This window comes from Aristophania sp. ESL1142 (genome assembly GCF_058107345.1).
In genome coordinates this window covers 359,916-379,138 of sequence record NZ_JBYLUH010000001.1, presented here as the reverse complement: position 1 = coordinate 379,138, position 19,223 = coordinate 359,916, and the positions used below count along the sequence as shown (strand labels likewise).

The 19,223-nt window shown below is 47.1% G+C and carries 16 protein-coding genes and 1 tRNA gene; 7 read left to right on the top strand and 10 right to left on the bottom strand.

Annotated elements, in window-relative coordinates:
- Positions 1-367: 367 nt before the first annotated feature.
- The 7 genes from AC3B6P_RS01710 to AC3B6P_RS01680 all read right to left on the bottom strand — a co-directional run bounded on the left by AC3B6P_RS01710 (position 368) and on the right by AC3B6P_RS01680 (position 8,590).
- Positions 368-823 (bottom strand): DUF805 domain-containing protein, encoded by a 456-nt coding sequence (locus tag AC3B6P_RS01710; protein WP_489804428.1) that lies wholly within the window; start codon positions 821-823, stop codon positions 368-370.
- Between the two features lie 1,143 nt (positions 824-1,966).
- Positions 1,967-2,042: transfer RNA gene (locus AC3B6P_RS01705), tRNA-Glu, on the bottom strand.
- Positions 2,043-2,083: 41 nt separating this feature from the next.
- The gene (gene recJ, locus AC3B6P_RS01700) at positions 2,084-3,886 is read right to left on the bottom strand and encodes a single-stranded-DNA-specific exonuclease RecJ (protein WP_489804427.1); all 1,803 of its coding nucleotides are present in this window, start codon (positions 3,884-3,886) and stop codon (positions 2,084-2,086) included.
- Positions 3,883-4,884: a class II fructose-bisphosphatase gene (gene glpX, locus AC3B6P_RS01695; RefSeq protein WP_489804426.1), complete on the bottom strand. Its 1,002-nt coding sequence runs from the start codon at positions 4,882-4,884 to the stop codon at positions 3,883-3,885. The genes recJ and glpX overlap by 4 nt, the downstream gene beginning before the upstream one ends.
- Before the next feature lies 1 nt (position 4,885).
- Complete coding sequence (locus AC3B6P_RS01690; protein WP_489804425.1) at positions 4,886-6,214, bottom strand: homoserine dehydrogenase; 1,329 nt, start codon at positions 6,212-6,214, stop codon at positions 4,886-4,888.
- Positions 6,215-6,239: 25 nt separating this feature from the next.
- Positions 6,240-7,481: an LL-diaminopimelate aminotransferase gene (locus tag AC3B6P_RS01685; RefSeq protein ID WP_489804424.1), complete on the bottom strand. Its 1,242-nt coding sequence runs from the start codon at positions 7,479-7,481 to the stop codon at positions 6,240-6,242.
- Positions 7,482-7,609: 128 nt separating this feature from the next.
- Entirely contained in the window at positions 7,610-8,590 is a 981-nt protein-coding gene (locus tag AC3B6P_RS01680) for an OmpA family protein (RefSeq protein ID WP_489804423.1), read from the bottom strand.
- Positions 8,591-8,805: 215 nt separating this feature from the next.
- On the opposite strand from AC3B6P_RS01680, the gene AC3B6P_RS01675 reads away from it, so the two are divergent.
- Together AC3B6P_RS01675 and AC3B6P_RS01670 are read left to right on the top strand one after the other, a co-directional pair.
- Positions 8,806-9,537, top strand: a complete 732-nt coding sequence (locus tag AC3B6P_RS01675; protein ID WP_489804422.1) for an ATP-dependent Clp protease proteolytic subunit — start codon at positions 8,806-8,808, stop codon at positions 9,535-9,537.
- Between the two features lie 15 nt (positions 9,538-9,552).
- Positions 9,553-10,578 carry a ferritin-like domain-containing protein gene (locus AC3B6P_RS01670; RefSeq protein ID WP_489804421.1) on the top strand — a complete coding sequence of 342 codons (1,026 nt, stop codon included), beginning with the start codon at positions 9,553-9,555 and terminating at the stop codon, positions 10,576-10,578.
- A gap of 95 nt (positions 10,579-10,673) precedes the next feature.
- On the opposite strand, the gene recA is transcribed toward AC3B6P_RS01670, so the two are convergent.
- Together recA and AC3B6P_RS01660 are read right to left on the bottom strand one after the other, a co-directional pair.
- Positions 10,674-11,726 carry a recombinase RecA gene (gene recA, locus AC3B6P_RS01665; RefSeq protein ID WP_489804420.1) on the bottom strand — a complete coding sequence of 351 codons (1,053 nt, stop codon included), beginning with the start codon at positions 11,724-11,726 and terminating at the stop codon, positions 10,674-10,676.
- A 155-nt stretch (positions 11,727-11,881) separates the two neighbouring features.
- On the bottom strand, positions 11,882-13,312 hold the full coding sequence (locus AC3B6P_RS01660) for a gamma-glutamyltransferase (RefSeq protein WP_489804419.1): 1,431 nt from the start codon (positions 13,310-13,312) through the stop codon (positions 11,882-11,884).
- A gap of 230 nt (positions 13,313-13,542) precedes the next feature.
- Between AC3B6P_RS01660 and AC3B6P_RS01655 the strand changes: the two genes are divergently transcribed.
- From AC3B6P_RS01655 to folE, 4 genes are read left to right on the top strand one after another with little or no spacing between them, the layout of a single operon-like run.
- Positions 13,543-14,295, top strand: a complete 753-nt coding sequence (locus tag AC3B6P_RS01655; RefSeq protein ID WP_489804418.1) for a DsbA family protein — start codon at positions 13,543-13,545, stop codon at positions 14,293-14,295.
- Positions 14,296-14,303: 8 nt separating this feature from the next.
- On the top strand, positions 14,304-15,122 hold the full coding sequence (folP, locus tag AC3B6P_RS01650) for a dihydropteroate synthase (protein ID WP_489805519.1): 819 nt from the start codon (positions 14,304-14,306) through the stop codon (positions 15,120-15,122).
- Entirely contained in the window at positions 15,119-16,012 is an 894-nt protein-coding gene (folK, locus tag AC3B6P_RS01645; RefSeq protein ID WP_489804417.1) for a 2-amino-4-hydroxy-6-hydroxymethyldihydropteridine diphosphokinase, read from the top strand. Before folP ends, folK begins: the two co-directional genes overlap by 4 nt.
- A complete protein-coding gene (gene folE / locus AC3B6P_RS01640) occupies positions 16,002-16,634 on the top strand; it encodes a GTP cyclohydrolase I FolE (protein WP_489804416.1) in 633 nt (210 codons plus the stop codon). Before folK ends, folE begins: the two co-directional genes overlap by 11 nt.
- A 32-nt stretch (positions 16,635-16,666) precedes the next feature.
- On the opposite strand, the gene AC3B6P_RS01635 is transcribed toward folE, so the two are convergent.
- On the bottom strand, positions 16,667-17,614 hold the full coding sequence (locus AC3B6P_RS01635; RefSeq protein WP_489804415.1) for a sugar-binding transcriptional regulator: 948 nt from the start codon (positions 17,612-17,614) through the stop codon (positions 16,667-16,669).
- Between the two features lie 151 nt (positions 17,615-17,765).
- Between AC3B6P_RS01635 and AC3B6P_RS01630 the strand changes: the two genes are divergently transcribed.
- On the top strand, positions 17,766-19,181 hold the full coding sequence (locus AC3B6P_RS01630) for a sugar porter family MFS transporter (protein WP_489804414.1): 1,416 nt from the start codon (positions 17,766-17,768) through the stop codon (positions 19,179-19,181).
- Positions 19,182-19,223: the final 42 nt, after the last annotated feature.

Genomic DNA, 19,223 nt, shown 5'->3' with positions numbered 1-19,223 from the left:
ACAATTATTATGGTGTATTAACGTCGATAAGTTATAGCCAAGATTGGGTTAAGGTGTTTCCAATAAGACAATAGCATAAATTTAAATCATTTTAGTATAGGGAAAGGTAGATCGTTTTTGGGTCTAAAAGTTTGTTATTACATACTTATCCTGAGATGGAGTGGTATCTAGTCAGGACGGTGTTTAATTACATGTTTTAGAGTTGAGCTATGACGTTAAAATCATAAATTTCAACATTCAATATAATGACAGCAATACATCATATATGATGCTGAAAGTAAGCTACCATATATGTTGTTTATTCTGCAACGGTCGTATCAAATTTCCATAGTTAACGGAAGAAATTAAAAGATATTTTACTCTTAAATTAAAGAAGAGTAGATTTTTGATATTGATATTCTTCTTCAGTTAATATTCCTTTATTTTTTAGTTCGCATAATTTCTCTATTTGATTTAGCTTATCCAAATCTGCATTTTCAACTGCAGATTGATCAAAAGGAAGGCCAAAACGATTTTCAAGAGGGTCACTCTTTTGTAGATAAAAAACAAGATCTACAATCGGCACAAGATACCACCAGCCACTATGGTTGGTATCATGTAGTCTTCGGACGGCAACAGCGAGAAGGGGGACTATAAACCCCGTTGATACTAATAAATCTAAAAATTTAAAATGAATAGCAATACCAATAAATATAGATAATATGTATAGAGTGTAACAAAACAGCTGAAAATACCAGAACTCTGACCTTGTAGATCTCCCTTTGAATTCTGCATAACGTTTTAGAGCTAATAAAGCCCAGTCCAAACCATTCTTTGGTGCCATTTATTATGTATCCTTATCCTTTTAACGTTATTACATGTCAAAAAGTTGGTATTTTATATTACATAGTGTTTCCTGCATATAAAAGACCACAAATGCCGCTAATTACCAGAGCAATAATAGGTAAGACTTTGTTGGCACCATTTTGTGTAAGAAGCCATATGGAATGGGGAATAATCCATAAATTAAATATAAATAGCATGCCTAAGGACGTTTGGGGGTCTTTATTTGAATGATAATCTTCGCCACTCAAGCTGACCATTATAATAAGGAGTATGATTGATCCAATTAATAATGATGTGCCATGTCCAATCTTATGCCTATCCTCTATGGATGATTCAATAGCGTTTACTTTACTTTTTAATAAAATTTCCGCTTTTTTTTTCTTTTAAATCATATAATTTTTCAATCATATCAATGTTATTACTATTCATCTCTAAATCCGCATATAAAAATATTATTTTAGACTATAATTAGTTAAAAATGCTTGTCAACATATTTATGTAAAATAATATTAATTCTGTGTTTAATTCATGGAGCATAGGTCATGCTCACATAGTCTGTATGAGGCAATAAGCTTTGTGTAAGAATCTAATTCGGCATTTATCTTCAAGTTCAGGTGATAAATATACAAATAAATCAGATGCCCTATGGCACGCATTAAGTGGGTGTGTGTGAGAAAAGTAAAATAATAGTTTCATATCTATGAGGTTCGCTGGTTATCGACTTGAGCTATTCATAGTTTTGTGATTAACATTTAGGTCATGTGACTATAATGCAGTTTAGTATAAGTAATATTTCTTTGAGATTTCGTATGTCGCGATGTCTAAGCTGTTCATCGTTTCCCGTTCCCGCCTATAAGACTCTTATTCTGTCGGTAAAAATATGAAGAAAGAGATACAGGGTTGCGATCTATTGTAAAAAAAGCCTTCATTAACGGTATAAACTACCTTAGTGTGACTGAGACTATTAAGAAAGCTGCTTTGTTTGAAGGTTTTCTTCATCGTTCGGGAGTTTAATTAACGGAGATCGGGTATGTGCGTCGCGGGTTAGGTGGCCTCTCAAGTCCGTTATGAAGCTGCTCGTAATGGTGTAACAGCCGAAATCTTTTAGAGGATTTTTATCCAAAAAGCACTGTGAAAACAGTGGCGTCCCGTACGGGATTCGAACCCGTGTTGCCGCCGTGAAAGGGCGATGTCCTGGGCCTCTAGACGAACGGGACTAAAGGCGTGAGGCGGTTGATAAAGGGTTTATATTCCGCCGTCAAGAGGGAGAAACGTCAGAAATGAAAAAAGTTAGATTTTCTATTCCTTGCCACTCTTCCAGGCGTAAATGACCTGCAATATGGAGGAGGGGACGCGTCCGGTCTTCAAGCAAAGGCACGAAGTCTTTTTCATCGGCGCGGAAGACAAGCCCTTTAAGGCGTGTTGTCCCGTCTTCTCCTTGTAAGGTAACGCGTAATGTGTTGCCATCTTTGCCGATACGGTCAAATCTGACACAGCGAACGTGGGTGAGGACGAGAACAGGCTCCTCATTGCCATTTCCAAAAGGCGCCAGACGCGCAAGTTCATTAGCCAGAACAGGGGTTGCGCCAGCAATGGTCAGGATCGCGTCAATCTGAAGAGATGCCTGTGGAGGGAGTGTTAATGCCTCTGCAAAAGTTTTATCAAGAGATTTGTGAAAAGCTTCAGCTTTATCGGCATCAAGCGTAAAGCCTGCCGCCATAGCATGTCCTCCACCAGCCAGAAGGTAGCCTGCCTGTTGCGCTGCGATAATAGCATTGCCGAGATCCAGCCCACTGACTGAACGGGCTGATCCTTTAATAATGCCTTCTGATAAAGCGCCAATCAGGGTAGGACGGTTGAAGCGTTCTTTTAACCTGCCCGCTACAATGCCTATAATGCCCGGATGCCAGTTTGCGTCATAAAGAAAAATGACAGCATGGCCGGCATGAAGCTGTTCTTCAGCCCGATTCATGGCTTCCTGAAGGGTGTTGCCTTCAACTGCCTGCCTCTGACGATTTACCTGGTCTAGTTTTTCCGCAAGGATCTGTGCTTCTTCTTTTGAAGAGCTGAGGAGGAGCCGGAGCCCCAGATCAGATTGCGCAATACGTCCTCCCGCATTAATACGGGGGCCAAGAGCAAAGCCACAGGCCATGGCATTGGTTTTATCACGTACGCCTGCGCATTCAGCAAGTGCAGCCAGACCAGGTCTTTTACTATTATTAAGGACTTTAAGGCCCTGTGTGACGAGGGTACGGTTGATCCCACGCAGAGTCATAACGTCACAAATAGTTGCAAGGGCAACCAGGTCGAGCAGGGAAAGAAGATCAGGAAATTTATGATTTTCCAGCCAGTTCCGTGCCCTTAATTCCCGCCTGAGTGCCACCATGGCGAAAAACGCAACACCTGTGGCGCACAGATTTCCGAGATTTGAATCACAATCGAGACGATTGGGATTAATGATCAGGCCTTTAGGCAGGAGGCCCCCATTAGGTTTATGATGGTCGAGGACAATTCTATCAGCTTTTCCTACAAATGCATCAAGGACATCCAGAGAAGCGGTGCCGCAATCAACGCAGATTAGCAGAGTGGCGCCCTGTTCTATAAAGGCTTGCAAGGCTGGTTTATTGGGGCCATAACCTTCGGCGATACGGTCAGGAATATGCGTAAGGATTATACATCCTGCCTCTTTAAGAGTGCTGGCCAGCAGGGCTGTTCCGCAGCCTCCATCGACATCATAATCGCCTAGCAGACCGATTATTTCGTGGCGCTCCACTGCGTCAGCCAGACGGTGAGCCACCTTGTCCATATCCTTGAAACAGGATGGATCAGGCAGGTCTCGGTCAAGGCGGGGTGTTAGAAAGGCCTCAACCTTGTCTGGTTCTATCCCCCGGCTGATCAGAATACGTGCCAGAAGTTCCGTGCAGCCTGTCTGTTGCGCCAAGGCCAGAACAAGACGCTTTTGGGTCTCGTTTAACGGGCTTTGGCGCCAGAGCCACTGACGCTGTCCGGCACTGAGTTCAATATTCAGAACGCTTTCAGAGGTTGATGGAAAAAGACTCATGACTCCTGAAAGAAATTAGTTTGTTGCTGTTTTGTTTCAATGTGGTGATAGGCACTTACGTAACGGATTGTCCCCGTTTCTGAACGCATGATAACGGAGTTGGTTCGCTTATATCCCGTTGGAAGGGTTTTTACGCCATCAAGCAGATCCCCTGATGTGACACCAGTTGCACAAAAAAAGACATTTCCCTTTGCGAGATCATGAAGTTCAAGACGGCGTTTAGGGTCCTGTCCTTTCATCATGGACTGAGCACGCTGCAATTGATGATCATCTTCGAAGAGAAGACGGGCCTGCATATTACCCTTCATGCAGCGTATGGCAGCGGCAGCAAGAACACCTTCAGGGGCACCGCCGCTTCCGGCATAAATATCAACGTCACTTGTGGGAAGGCATGTTGCGATGACAGCGGCGACATCACCGTCAGTGATGAGACGGACTCTGGCCCCAACTTCACGGGCCCTGGCGACCATTTCTTCATGACGTTCCCGGTCCAAGGCACATAATGTTAAATCAGAAGGTGCCTTGCGTTTTGCCTTGGCAAGCTCACGTAGATTTTTTTCAATGGGTGCATCAATGTCAATAACGTCATCTGGCAGTCCTGGTCCGACAGCAATTTTCTGCATATAGACATCAGGCGCATGGAGAAATTGGCCACTATCTGCTAGTGCGATGACGGTTAGAGCGTTAGGCAGGCTTCGTGCACATAAATTAGTGCCTTCCAGTGGGTCCACGGCAATATCAACAGCCGGGCCACCAGAGCCGACACGTTCGCCAATATAGAGCATTGGCGCCTCATCCATTTCTCCTTCGCCAATAGCAATCGTGCCATTAATAGCAACATGGTCAAAAGCTTCTCTCATAGCTTTTACAGCTGCGCCATCAGCGTCATTCTTTTCGCCGCGTCCTGTCCAGTAATCGGAGGCAATAGCGGCAGCTTCTGTTACTCTTACGAGTTCCAGACCAAGATTACGGCCTGTTAGACGAAAAGGGGCTTGCATTTTAGGAGAGCCTTTCAATTGTGATGAGAAGAGGAGCATTATGCACTGAGGGGAGTGCTTTCAAACGTGTTGAAGCATTCATGATGGCCGTATTTTCAACTGGGTGCGTAATGACAGCCAAGTAAGCTTTTTGATTTGTGGCATCATGCTGCGTGATATGATGGACCGACACTCCCTGATCACGCAGTACGGCAGAAATATCGGCGATTACGCCAGGTGTGTCATCAACGAGGAGCCGCAGATAGAACGCACCACGAAGCGATTCAATAGAGCGTACTTTGACAGGTTCAGTTTTTATAACCCGTCCCCATAGTGGAAGAGATTTACCGCGTGCCAGATCTATAAGGTCAGCAATAACGGCAGTGGCTGTAGGGCCTTCACCTGCACCACGGCCAGAAATTGTCATAGCGCCGCTATAAGTGCCCTCCCAGGTCAGGGCATTGAAAACACCATTTACGTGGGCAAGTTTTGTGTCCCGTGCGATGAGGCAGGGGCGCACCCATGCTTCGACAGTGTCGTCTTCTGCATGGTGTTTGACCATGCCCATAAGTTTGATCCGATATCCAAGGTTACGGGCAAATTCCAGATCATGAGCTGTAATGTGGCGGATCCCTTCCACGATCAGACTGTCAAACTGGACAGGCTTACAGGCAATACCAGCTAAAATAGCCAGTTTATGGGCTGTGTCCCATCCGTCAATGTCGGTAGAGGGTTCAGCTTCCGCGAAGCCTTTTTCCTGCGCTTCTTTCAGCACATCTTCAAAGTCACGTCCTGTTTCTTCCATGGTAGAGAGAATATAGTTGCACGTACCATTTAAAATGCCGCCGAGCATTTTAATGGTGTCTCCTGCCAACCCTTCCCGCATAAGCTTTATAGCGGGAATGGCTCCGGCAACAGACGCTTCAAAAAGAAAAGGGGTCTCATGTGACTGGCTGAGCTGTGACAGATAGTCCCCATGAAGGGCGATCAGTGCCTTATTGGCCGTAATAACCGGCTTTTTTGCTTTCAGAGCGGCTTCTACAAGCCTGTAAGCGGTTCCTTCAGCACCCCCAATCAGTTCTAGAATACAATCAACTTCCTTATCCTCGACGAGATCAAGGGGGTTATCATACCAGCGAAAACCCTCAAGATTCAGCCCCCGGTTCTTATGGCGGTTCCGTGCGCTGACGGCAGTTACCATCAGGGTGCGGCCTGTGCGCTCGCTTAATAAGGAAGCTTCCTGTTGTAATTGACGAATGACGCCACCCCCTACAGTGCCAAGTCCTGCAATGCCCAAACGAAGAGGCGGAAATGAGGAGGCTGTGTGAGCAAGGGAAGAGGGTGATGTCATGGTCAGTTACTCTTTCTTTTTGATTTCAGGACCGTTTAGGGGTTGGGACAGTCTCTTTGGAGGAGATTTTTGGCTCACAGGGTGCTACGCCATGTTTGTTCATGAAGCCCTTGATAGAACGTATGGCCTGACGGAGACGCTGGGTGTTTTCAACCAGTCCCAGACGGACGAAGCCGTCCCCATATTCGCCAAAGCCCAACCCTGGAGCAACGGCTACTTTTGCTTCTTTCAGGAGTAGTTTGGAGAAATCAACGCTTCCCATTTCGGCAAATTTCGGGGGGATAGGTGCCCAGGCAAACATGGAGCCTTCGGGGGCGGGAACCTCCCATCCGGCACTATGGAGGCCTTGTATGAGTACGTCACGGCGTTCTTTATAAAGGTTGCGTATATCAGAGACGTAATCCTGCGGTCCGGTTAGGGCGGCGACAGCGGCAACCTGAATAGGTGTAAAAGCACCATAATCAAGATAGGATTTAATGCGTGTCAGCGCATGAATTAGTCGTGGATTTCCCGCAGCGAAACCTACACGCCATCCAGCCATGGAGTAGGTTTTGGACATGGAGGTAAATTCTACCGTAATGTCTTTGGCGCCAGGTACGGATAACACTGAGGGTGGTGGTGTTTCGCCAAAATAGATTTCAGCATAGGCGAGATCAGAGAGAATCCAGATATTTTCCCGACGGGCAAAGGCCACGATCTCTTTATAAAAATCATAGCTTGCGACAAAGGCCGTAGGATTGGATGGAAAATTGAGGATTAACGCCGTTGGCTTGGGGACTGAATGTTTTACAGCCCGATAAAGGGCGCGCAGCATGTCTTCATCCGGGGTTGCCGGAATGGAGCGGACTGAAGCACCAGCAATGATGAAGCCGAATTGGTGAATCGGGTAGGAGGGATTGGGAACCAGAATTGTGTCACCAGGGCTGGTAATGGCAGAGGCAAGATTTGCCAGTCCTTCCTTGGAGCCAAGTGTTGCGATTATTTCTGTTTCAGGGTCCAGTTTAACGGAGAAGCGTTTCTCATAATATGCAGCCAATCCACGGCGCAGACCGGGAATGCCTTTACTGACAGAATAGCCGTGGACACGTGGATTCTGAATCGTCTCAGCCAGTTTTTTGATGACGTGAGCAGGAGGAGCGCTGTCAGGATTACCCATGCCGAGATCAATAATATCCTCACCGGCGGCTCGGGCGGCGGCTTTGGCCTTATTGACTTCTGCAAAGACATAAGGGGGAAGACGGCGGATCCGGTGAAATTCTTCAGTCATGGATAACTCTATCTGCTTACGATTATGAAGCAATGGTTAAGGTTGGAATGTGCGCAAACGAGAGACGTTCACGCACCACCATGTTTCACTTCTTTGCCTTATGAGGCAAGGGGTTATTTATCGTAATCCTACCGATTTCTTAAAGAATATGCTGGTAGAGGCAGAATCTGTACACGTACGCCATCTCCTAAAGGTCTGGCCTGAAGGATAATATGGTTAGAAGGCACTTTTCTCTTGGCCAGTTCCTGCGCGACATTGCGTGCGCGTAGGAGCCCGAGTGTGAGTTCCTGCTGTTGTTCAGCAGGTTGTAAGCCTGCGTCAGCACTGATTGTTGTACCAAAACCCGTGATAATGATTTGAGCGTTTCGACCATCATAGGCGAGTTGTTCCAGGGTTTCTTCCTGTCCGAGAGCAAGCTGGTCAGTATCTGTGTCAAAATAAATAAGTTTGCCTTGTGGCTCTTTAGCGACAAAATCAGGTCGTATTGCTTCTGGGCTTGGTGGGATTTTAAACCCTCCAAAACCGATAGGAAGCGGTGGGGCTGCACCAATTGCCGGGAGGTCACGGGGCGTATCGTGGGAGATGGGATGATATTTTAATTCAGGTAGGTCGAGGTCTTCTGTGGGGCGCTTTGCAGCACCAGGAATGGGGGTAGATAAAGGTTCTAAGGGCGTCCTCTCTGCCGTTCGGCCTGGGGCAGGAGATTTTTGTGAATCTGTTGACGTCAGGATCGTCGAGTTTTCGCCATTGCCTGGAGGCGGGGGAGGGGGCGGTGACGTTGTAGGAAGTGGCCCGCTTGCTGCGCTCAGACGCTGGGCATAATTACGGTGCTCCTGCAGGTTTTCCGTCAGGGCAGTACGATATTCCTGGCTGGGGAAAGAAGGTTCATATTTTGGTGTTATGTTAATATTAGGGATAGGTTTATCATAATTAGGTGGAGGCGGTCTGAGTTTATAGACCTCGCCGCCCATGAGACCGTGTGTCCAGTCTGTAATGGTTTGGTTGGTTGTGCGATGCTGACATGCAGAAAGAGTGAGCATGGAACTAAAAGCGCAAAGCAAACCTGTCAGCTTTGACCTCGTAGACTTTAAAGAGGAGGAAAAAATCATGGGGTATTACAGTCCATCAGAGCGACGTCAAAAATGACATGAATCAATGATTGATAGAGCAATAGGCTCTATTAGGAGGAATAAAGTCACGATAAACGTCTCTTCTTTTCCTCGCAAGCGGTCCCTCACGAGTAAGGAGGGGTTCAGCTAGCTTTGAGATTACATTATGGTTACAGAAAAGATGGCATATGAAAAAGCGAGTGCAGGATAAAACGATGAGAGATGATAGACAATATCGTGATTCTATAGTGACCAGTCTGGGTGTGGACCGACGGTTTGATACGACTCTATCTGCCAGAGCTCCCCTCAGTCGCTTTGATGAGGAAGAGCCAGAGGATCCAGATGGTTCTGATGGAGCTGAGAAAGATTCACCTAAATCTTCACCAGAAATGGAAGACCGGCTTTTCAAGCAGAGAAAAGTTCTTATTTTTGGCGGAATTAATGATCGGTTGGCTAAAGATGTAACGGCTCGCTTACTAGCCCTTGCTGGCGATTCGGATAAACCAATTGATATTTACGTTAATTCTCCCGGTGGTCATGTTGAGAGTGGGGACACGATTCATGACATGATTCGCCTGATTGATAGTATGGCGCCTGTCACGATTATCGGTACGGGGTGGGTCGCTTCTGCAGGGGCACTGATTTTTGCAGCCGGGCACCCAGAGCGCCGGTTGTGTTTACCCAATACCCGCTTTTTGCTTCATCAGCCTATGGGCGGGGTGCGTGGTCCAGCGACTGATATTGATATCGAAGCTCGGGAAATTATTAAAATGCGTGAACGTCTTAACCGGATTTTTGCGCGTGAAACCGGGCAAAGTTATGAAAAAATCGCTCGTGATACGGACCGTAATTACTGGATGTCGGCTCAGGAAGCGGTGGATTATGGTCTAGTCACCCGCATTGTCAGCTCTGTAGCCGATCTCAGACAATCTTCAGCTCCAGAGTAAGGAAAGGAGCACGCCGTGAGTGACGTGACAAATAAGACCACTAAAAAAAGTCTCGCAGATATTTATTCACACTTGCCCGATCAGCCTTCTGAAAAAACTTTGGCAGAGGCGGACTATCAGGCACGTCATTGGAGCAGTCCTGTAAAAGGTCCTTTGAAACCGGGTACACCTGAGCATAAAAAAGCCATGGCGGATATGTTCCGGGAGACTTTTAACCCTTATAAGCCATCCGTCATTGCCTGGCCTGAACTTGATCCGGAGACGCTTCACCGCATTACGTCTCTGCCTATCTGGGATATTGCTGTCCAGACTGAAGGGAAAGCGCGTCTGCGCATGGCAGCTTATGCCGAGATGCTTCAGGACCCCGATATCAAAGACGCAATTTCACGTAATGCCTGGGAGGAAAACCGCCATAAGGAAGTGTTGGCCCGTATGGTCGAACATTATAAAATTCCTATGGCCCCTGAAACAGCTTATATAGAGCCCAAAGATACAGAATGGGCCTATCTTGTTACAGGGTTCTCAGAATGTTGGGATAGTTTCTTTGCTTTTGGCCTGTTTGCATTAGCTGAAAAAGCAGGTCTTTTTCCTATGGAACTGATTGAGACATTTGAGCCTGTCATGCAGGAAGAGTGCCGTCATATTCTGCTTTTTGCTAACTGGCTTGCGTACCATCGTGCTGTCATGCCTTTCTGGAAGCGTCCGTGGTTTGAGTTGCGTGTTATTGCTGTCCTGTTCTTCCTGCTTTACGAGCGTTTGGACCTTGTACGGACGATTGACGATAAAGGTGTGGAGCATACGCAGGACAATAACTTTACGGTCACTGGTGCCAAAAGTATGACTGAGCAGGACATTGATTTTGTTGAATTGATGAAGCTCTGCTTAAGGGAAAATGATCGCCGTTTTGCTGGTTATGATTCCCGGCTTGTACGTCCTAAATTAGCGCCTTTTGCAGCGCGTGTCGCAATAAAAGCTGTCACAGCATGGCGCAAATTGCACGGTGAAAAAACAGCTTCTTCCATAGAAGCAGCTTCAGCATAAAATCGTAAGTTTCTGTTATTAGAAAAAAGTCCCGCCTCTGTCTGTAAACAGGAGCGGGACTTTTTTATGGCTTTAAGAATGGAGCGGGAGAAGCCTTATTCTTCTGGAGAAAGTTCTTCACTATGTCCGTCTTCATCTTCTGTCTCTCCAGAGAGAAGTGAATGAGCCAGAATTCCTGCATCTGCACGAATGCGCTGCTCTACGGCATCAGCCACTTCCGGGTGATCGCGCAAATATTGCTTGGCGTTTTCACGGCCTTGACCGATGCGTGTGCTGTCATATGAGTACCAGGCACCTGATTTTTCTATGATATTGGCTTTGACGCCTAGATCAAGAAGTTCACCGAGCTTGCTGATTCCTTCTCCGTACATAATGTCAAATTCCACCTGACGGAAAGGAGGGGCCATTTTGTTTTTGACAACTTTTACACGTGTCTGATTGCCGATTACCTCGTCTTTGTTTTTGATGGAGCCGATTCGTCTGATATCAAGCCGTACAGATGAGTAGAATTTCAGGGCATTTCCACCAGTTGTCGTTTCAGGGTTACCGAACATGACTCCGATTTTCATACGGATCTGATTAAGGAAAACGACCATCGTGTTGGAGCGGGAAACTGTTCCTGTCAGTTTACGCAGAGCCTGGCTCATAAGACGTGCATGAAGGCCAACATGACTATCTCCCATATCGCCATCAAGCTCAGCACGGGGTACAAGCGCTGCGACGGAATCCACAACCAGTACATCAATAGCCCCAGAACGAACGAGCGTATCGGCGATTTCCAAAGCCTGTTCACCGGCATCTGGCTGACTGAGAAGCAATTCATCAATATTGACGCCAAGTTTGCGGGCATAGATCGGGTCGAGAGCATGTTCTGCATCAATAAAGGCAACGGTCCCTCCTTTTTTCTGTGCTTCTGCCAGAATATGGAGGGCCAGTGTGGTTTTGCCCGAGCTTTCAGGGCCATAAATTTCGATGATGCGGCCCCGTGGTAGACCACCAATCCCGAGACCGATATCGAGGCCGATAGAGCCTGTTGAAATAACTTCAACCTGCTCTATCGGACGCTGACCGAGCCGCATGACTGATCCCTTGCCGAAAGCACGTTCGATCTGGGTTAAGGCGCCTTCCAGGGCTTTGTTTTTGTCCATATGATCCTCGTATTAACAGAAGGCAGGTCCTGCCTGTTCGGAAAAAGGGGAAAATATCTCCCCGAAAATATATTAAGACTTACCCGATAGGCTGGAGAAAAGGCCTCTATATATGGGAACGTACGAGACTTATTTTCAAGAACAGACCGTTCTAATCATGGGGCTTTTGTCCAGGTGCTCAGCCCATTTCCATGGGGGTCGGTCATTCCTGCACAGCGTCCATCCTTACAGATAATTGCATTCATTCGCGTTGTATCGGAAGTGGAAAATGTCTTACCACTGACCAGTCTGTCTATACTGTCAGCGACATCCTGCGAGGCCTGATTCAGACCTGAAGCTGCGAGAATGACCCTGGTCTTGCGGTCAGTGGTCTGCATGGCTGCGGCAACTAACAGCGGTTTGGGGTAAGTCTGAGGAGAGGCACCCAGAACAACCCCTGTCGTTCCAGCAACACGGCCTGTTCCAAAGAGGTTATAATTTGTGAGGGCGCAGGCAACGACGAGTCCTGCGTGGTCTCTGACAATAAAGGTGGTTGACGCTGGTAGGTAAGGGAGTGGCGTTGGGCTTGAATGTGCCTGCTCAATGAAAGCACGTGCTTCTTTTGTTGTGCTGAGACCGGATTGACGCCATGCCTGAACAGCACTTTCAGCAGGGATATGATATTTAAGGGCCATAAGCGTGCCGATTCCACCATCAGCTGGGGGCGGAAGAACAACAGTACGGTAGTCTTTTTCATAAATGTAGAGTCCAGCACTTTCACTGGGCAGGGACTTGCGCAAATCCTCTCTCGTCAAGCCGCCTCCTGCTTTTTCTGCCTGGTCGATAAAGACTTGTGCCAAGGCTCCATTATAGAGGTCACCAACCCCGACGAGTTTAAGACGTGAAAGAAAAGATGCCAACCGTGTCTGGACCAGCTGGTCGCCGACCCCAACGATATTATCACCTTCTTTGCCAAAAACAGCCAGGGCGGCACTGTCATCAAGTAGGGGTCCCCTTACAACAGAAAGGTCATCTGCCAAAGGTTTGCTGACTGTAATGCCCTGCTGTGCCAGATTAATGGCAGGGTCGATTGTCTCACCAAACTGGACCGCACCATAATGGAGCTGAAGAAGGTAAAGGCCACGTGCCATCATTGGTACACTGGCGGGTCTGTCTCCCCCTCCGCTGCCAGGCTGCGGAAGGAAACTTACAGCATGTGGTTCAACCTGGCCCGGATGGCTGATAAGACAGGCACCACCACCGCCTAAAGAGGCACGAGAAGGAAGCGTCACACCCAGTGCAAAAGCCGTCGCTGTTGCCGCGTCAGCTGCATTACCGCCACGGGCAAGCACATTACGTCCGACCAAAGCTGCCTGTGGTTCATCAGCAACGACAATTCCGCCACCACCCGGAGGGGTATTGGGGTGGATCATTTCGAGAATATGGACGTCCGGTGCGCTGCTGCATCCATTAAGAACAAGGCCGGAGGCAACTGCCGTTGCAAGTAGGGCCTGTTTACGGAAATTCCGGGCCAAAAAAGATTTCCAATCAGCGCATGAGAGTGAACGGAAAAGCTGAGTGAGAGGCAGGCTTTGATGCTGGGCCACGGGGGCGTATCTCCAGTTTTCTGATTCAAGGCAAAATAGCAGTTGGTTCAATAAGGCAGCGACTATGCCGAAACTCAAGTCCCTCTTAACATAACATGATGAAAGAGTATCGAGAAAGAGGCTGAAATGGTATAGGCTAATTTTTACTGTTAAACTGGCTTCTTCTCTGTCAGGTTGTAAAGGGTTTTATTCCTGACCAGCCTGCTATCCTGAGTTAACGGAGATTTTGTGTGAAACGCCTGACTTCTTTTTCGGTTCTAAGTGCTTTCTCTGCTGCGCTATTGGGGGGAAGTATTTATGCTGCACATGCGCAATCTCGTCATTTTACACCGCAAGAGCGGGCGGAGATTGTGCAGATAATGCATGATGCCTTGAAAGAGGATCCACAAATTCTGGCCGATGCCATTCAGTCTTTGCGCCAGAAGGCAACAGAACAGACCCAGGTTCAGAATATAAAAGATGTCAGGACCCATTATTCAGCGTTGGAAACATCGCCTTCCTATGCTGTAAAGGGCAACCCGCATGGTAAGGTGATTGTCATTGAGTTTCTAGATCCCAGATGCGGCTATTGCCGCCGTATGATGCCTGATCTGGAACAACTTCTCAAACATCATCCTGACGTAAAATTAATAGAAAAAATAGTTCCTGTTTTAGGCCCTGACAGCCTGCTTGCCTCTCAAGCTATTTTTGCAGCGGCTTTGCAAGGACATTATGAAGAGATGCGTTTGGCTCTGATGCATGATACGGCCAAGCCTGATCAGGAACGAATTGAATCATTTGCGAAAAAACAGGATCTTGATCTTGATAAATTCCGTAGCGATATGAGAGGGCCCGCTGTACAGGCATTGATTGCCATTAATGTGGGGCAGGCACAGTCTATTGGGCTTAGCGGCACGCCAACCTTTATTTTTGGTCAGTCAGTTGTGATTCCAGGGGCGATCAGTCTTGAACAGATGGAGAAAATCCTGGGGGAGATAAAATAGTTTTGAAAATGTTCGGGGACTTAATCAGGGCTGGTTATGAGGGAAAAGCCCCTTGTCTGATTATGGGTATTCTTAATGTCACACCTGATTCATTCTCTGATGGTGGACAGTTTTATAAGCCGGAAGATGCGTCTCATCATGCCGCTATTTTGTTGGAAGATGGAGCTGACCTTATCGATTGTGGCGCTGAATCGACCAGACCGGGCTACAGCCCGATCACTGCTGAGGAAGAATGGCGTCGTCTGGAACCTGTTGTGACTGCTCTGGTCGCTAAAGGGGTTTATCTTTCGGTTGATACGATGAAAGCAGCTGTGGCCAGACAGTCCTTGAAGGCAGGGGCTGTCATGATTAATGATGTCTGGGGGCTGCATCGTGATCCTGATATGGCGTCAACGATTGCTGATTATGGTGCTTATACAGTGATCATGCATAATCGTGATGCGGTTGATCCTCTTCTTGACTTAAAAGCGGATTTCCGTCGTTTTTTTGATATTTCTCTTGAGAAAGCACATTTTGCCGGCATAGCTCGTGAGAAGATCGTGCTGGACCCAGGTATAGGGTTTGGAAAGACGCCTGAACAAAACCTTGATGCAATCCGGTTTCTGTCATGGTTAAGGCAGGAATATAAGCTTCCTGTCCTGCTGGGGCTTTCGCGTAAGTCGCTTTTTGGCCATTTTCTGGGACGCTCGAAAGAAGACCGCCTTGCCGCGACGATTACAGCCAATCTTTATGGCATCAGAGAGGGAGCCAGTATTATCCGTGTGCATGATGTCAAGGCACATAAGGATGCGATTCTGTTTGACGATATGCTCCGGAGGGTAGCGTGATCGAACCTTCTGTGACGCGTATTTCCGTGCGCGATCTCTGCCTGTTTGCTCATCATGGCGTTTTGCCTGAGGAGACACGTCTTGGGCAGCGTTTTTTCATCAATATGGATGTCTGGGCCGAAATTGACCAGGCTATCTGCCATGACGACTATACGCAGGCTGTCTGTTATAGTGAGTTATGTAAGATTGCGTCTGCTATCAGCCAGCAAGCTAATTTTCAGTTGATAGAAACGCTGGCAGATCGTGTTGCTGTGGCAGTTCTTGAACATTATAGTCAGGTGACTGAGGTCCATATAGAAATACGTAAACCATCAGCCCCTCTGCCCTATACGGTTAGGGAAGTGGCGGTTGAAGTGACGAAAAAACGGATTGAAACGATTGGCCTGGCCTTGGGGGCCAATATCGGAGCACGTGAGGCAACGCTCAAGGCGGCTATTGAGCTATTGGCCAGAGCGGATTCTGTCCAGATTGATAGAGTTTCAGCGCTTTATGACAGTGCACCATGGGGGGTGGAAGACCAGCCACCTTTCGTAAATCTGTGCCTAATAGGTAAAACAGCTTTGAGTCCTGAAGCCTTATTGAGGTTGTGTAAGGAAACGGAAACACTTCTTGGCAGAATTCCAGGGCGTCATTGGGGAGAGCGTGCTCTGGATATAGATATACTTTTTTACGGACAAAAAGAGATTGAAACACCTGTTCTCACCCTGCCACACCCACGTATTTTTGAACGTGCATTTGTCCTTGAACCGCTTTATGAGCTTGTTCCAGCATTAACGCTTTCGGGGCGTTCCATAAAGGACGCTTTAGCGCATCTTCCCCGTTTGGAGGGGGATGTCGTTCGACGGTGTCAGGCACCATTTTGGGGTTTAGAGGATTCCTATGTCAGTTAAAGATTTATCATCTTCATCAATAGAAGAGGGAAAGGCGGGGGCTATATCATGTCCTGCTCATGCTCAGGAGCGTATTGCGCATGCTGTTCATGAAATCTTATTGGCATTAGGGGAGAATCCAAAGCGTGAGGGTTTGATAGAAACTCCAGATCGTGTTGCTAAGATGTTTCTGGAAGTTTTTTCTGGTCTTTATGAAGACCCACAGGAGCATCTTAAAAAACAGTTCAGCTCCGATAATCATAGTGGTGCCGTCATTGTAAAGGATATTCGCTTCCAATCCACATGTGAGCATCATTTACTACCTGTCTATGGTGTGGCTCACGTAGCCTATTTGCCAGATGGTGGCCGCCTGACAGGTTTGAGCAAACTTGCTCGTGTTGTGGAAGGGTATGCTCGACGGCCGCAATTACAAGAACGTCTGACAGACCAGATTGTGCAGGCGATGGTCAAGGTCTTGGCACCCAAGGCGGTCCTGGTTGTTATAGAGGGAGAGCATATGTGTATGAGCCTGCGCGGGGTGCGCTCTCCCGGTTCTAAAACAGTGACAAGCAAGGCCTATGGTTTATGGGCTGATAATGCACAGGCCAGGCAGGAAGTCCTGTCCTTGATGAAGCTTTCATAAAATAACGCTCTTAATTATGTGATAATCGCCAATCAAGATGGCTTTTTGATAGGGGTTTTTTCAATCAAAGCTCTGGCGACTTCTTCATCTGTTATAAGTGAGGTTATGGTTTCGCTTTTAAGGGCGGCTTGAATGGCGCTTAACTTCGAAAGGCCACCGGCAACAGCGATCACTTCAGGGATTTTTTGAAGTATTTCATAAGGAATCCCGAGTGTACGGTGCTCTAATGTTGTGTGAAGTGGCTTACCGTTGCGATCGATGGGAATTGCGCAAAATTCACAGGCCATACCAGCTTGTGTGAGTTCCTGACGGTCAGCTCCAGAAAGAATATTATAAATCTGCGAGCCCTCAGGGCTGCAATTGCCAATTGCGATCATTGCGACAGTGATTTCAGGCCAGTGTACTATGGCATTTTGAACGGTTGGCTCTCTCTGAAGACGTAAAAGTGTTTCATGGTCTGAAACGATGAGGGGTGCATAAATAGGATCGGCCTCTCCCTGCGAAGTGGAGGCGAATTTACGGATCAGATCCAGATTATTGGTTCCGATTGTGCCTGCGATCCCCGTCATTTGTACAATGCGGCAAGGTGGGAGTGAGCGTATTTTCTGTGCAGTTGCATCCAGTGTGCGCCCCCAGGCCAATCCCAAAACATCATTTTCTGTAATAATTTCTTCCAGGAAATCAGCCGCCATCTGTCCAAGGGTCTCACGGAGAGTGAGGGTGTCAGAAAATGTCCCCGACAGTACAAGCGCATGTTTAAGACCAAATTTCTGCCTGAGCTGTTCTGAAAGAGATGTCTCAAGGGATGTGCTGGTTGTAATTTCGATTCGAACGATGCCTTCAGCCAAACAGGCCTCAAGAATACGTGCTACCTTGAAGCGGGACAGATCATGGTGAGCCGCAATTTCAATCTTGCTCATGCCTTCAAGATAATATTGGCGCGCAATTGTAACGGCTTGCACGCGTTCAGCAGGTCCCATTCAAACAAATCCTTTCATGTATGGGATAAGATACCTTTGTATCACATATGAGCGAGCTGTCTTACATATGAGCAAAGTAAGGTCTAAGGTCTATTCCAGTTATAGAAAATTTTGAGTCTCTCCAGAGCTATTTGATGGAAGGGAAATTCAGATGATGCAGACAGTTTCTGATAAAGTAATCTTAACACATTCTTCTGATATAAAATCTAACAAAGCTATACTTCTTTTTGTTGTTATTGTTTCTGCTTTGGGAGGTGTCCTTTTTGGTTATGATACGGGCATTATTTCATCTGCTTTATTATCAATCAGTGCAGATTTTCATCTAGGTGATTTTGGCAAGGAGCTTGTTACAAGCGCTATTCTGATTGGTGGGATGGTTGGCGCCTTGGGGAGTGGTCCTGTTTCAGATCGGATAGGACGTAAGAAGACAGTTCTGACTGTCGCTTTCCTTTTTATCATCGGGGCGATCAGTACCAGTGCTGCTCCAAATGCTTTAACGCTGATTCTGACGCGTTTCCTTCTGGGAATAGCTGTCGGGGCTATCACACAGATTATGCCCGTTTATATCGCTGAGCTGGTGCCTGCTGCCAGGCGTGGTGGCATGGTTGTGTTATTTCAGGTGATGATTGCCGGCGGAGAGGTTGTCTCCTATTTGATTGGCTATGGGTTGCATGGTCACTGGCGTATGATGTTCCTTTTGGCATCATTACCAGGTCTTGTCCTGTTTTTTGGTATGCTTCTCCTTCCCGAAAGCCCTCGTTGGCTTGTGACACAACATCAGAAAGAAGCGGCTTTTTCCATTCTCGCCCGTCTGCGTGGAAGTAAACCTCAGGCACAAAAGGAAGTGGTCAAGATTGAAGAAGTAAACCGTGAAACAAGAGGTAGCTGGTCTGATTTAAAAAAGCCGTGGGTCAAACCAGCGCTGATAGCTGCAGTTGGGGTTTCGGCTTTTTGCCAGCTGACTGGTATCAATGCTGTAATTTATTATGCGCCTACAATTCTAACCCAGTCAGGCTTTGGTGACTCGGCTGCCCTGATAGCGACGATCGGTGTGGGCGTTGTGCTTTTAGTTATGAACGTGCTTGGAACTTTTCTGGTAGATAGTTGGGGCAGAAGACGTCTACTTCTGGTTATGATCCCCTTTTCGGTTGTGTCTTTATTTGCTTTAGGTGCAGCCATGATCGGTGGACACCCAACTGGTGCTGCCAAGTGGGTCGTTGTCGTTTCTATGCTTTCTTACATGGCTTTTAACGGCGGGAGTCTGTCAGTAGTGATCTGGCTTTTAAACTCAGAAGTCTTTCCTCTCTCAGTGCGTGGGTTGGGGACAGGCGTTGCCGCTGTTGCCATGTGGGTTTCAGATCTCATTGTTAGTTTGACAACGCTGAGTCTGATCTCATGGATGGGGGCATCAGGTGTATTCTGGCTCTATGGTGTGATCTCCATTCTGGCCGTAATTTTTGTTTATTATTACGTTCCTGAGACAAAAGGAAAAACACTTGAAGAGATTGAGCAGTCTCTCAAAGACGGGTGTTTTTCGCCTTATGCTGCTCATAAACATCATCAATAAATGAAATAAAACTCTGGCTCAGGTCCAAAAGAAAGAAAAATT

Bases quoted from the DNA above. Each gene is read 5' to 3' on its own strand.
- AC3B6P_RS01710 (WP_489804428.1), bottom strand. From the start codon at position 823: ATGGCACCAAAGAATGGTTTGGACTGGGCTTTATTAGCTCTAAAACGT.
- recJ (WP_489804427.1), bottom strand. From the start codon at position 3,886: ATGAGTCTTTTTCCATCAACCTCTGAAAGCGTTCTGAATATTGAACTC.
- glpX (WP_489804426.1), bottom strand. From the start codon at position 4,884: ATGCAAGCCCCTTTTCGTCTAACAGGCCGTAATCTTGGTCTGGAACTC.
- AC3B6P_RS01690 (WP_489804425.1), bottom strand. From the start codon at position 6,214: ATGACATCACCCTCTTCCCTTGCTCACACAGCCTCCTCATTTCCGCCT.
- AC3B6P_RS01685 (WP_489804424.1), bottom strand. From the start codon at position 7,481: ATGACTGAAGAATTTCACCGGATCCGCCGTCTTCCCCCTTATGTCTTT.
- AC3B6P_RS01680 (WP_489804423.1), bottom strand. From the start codon at position 8,590: ATGATTTTTTCCTCCTCTTTAAAGTCTACGAGGTCAAAGCTGACAGGT.
- AC3B6P_RS01675 (WP_489804422.1), top strand. From the start codon at position 8,806: ATGAGAGATGATAGACAATATCGTGATTCTATAGTGACCAGTCTGGGT.
- recA (WP_489804420.1), bottom strand. From the start codon at position 11,726: ATGGACAAAAACAAAGCCCTGGAAGGCGCCTTAACCCAGATCGAACGT.
- folP (WP_489805519.1), top strand. From the start codon at position 14,304: ATGTTCGGGGACTTAATCAGGGCTGGTTATGAGGGAAAAGCCCCTTGT.
- folE (WP_489804416.1), top strand. From the start codon at position 16,002: ATGTCAGTTAAAGATTTATCATCTTCATCAATAGAAGAGGGAAAGGCG.
- AC3B6P_RS01635 (WP_489804415.1), bottom strand. From the start codon at position 17,614: ATGGGACCTGCTGAACGCGTGCAAGCCGTTACAATTGCGCGCCAATAT.
- AC3B6P_RS01630 (WP_489804414.1), top strand. From the start codon at position 17,766: ATGATGCAGACAGTTTCTGATAAAGTAATCTTAACACATTCTTCTGAT.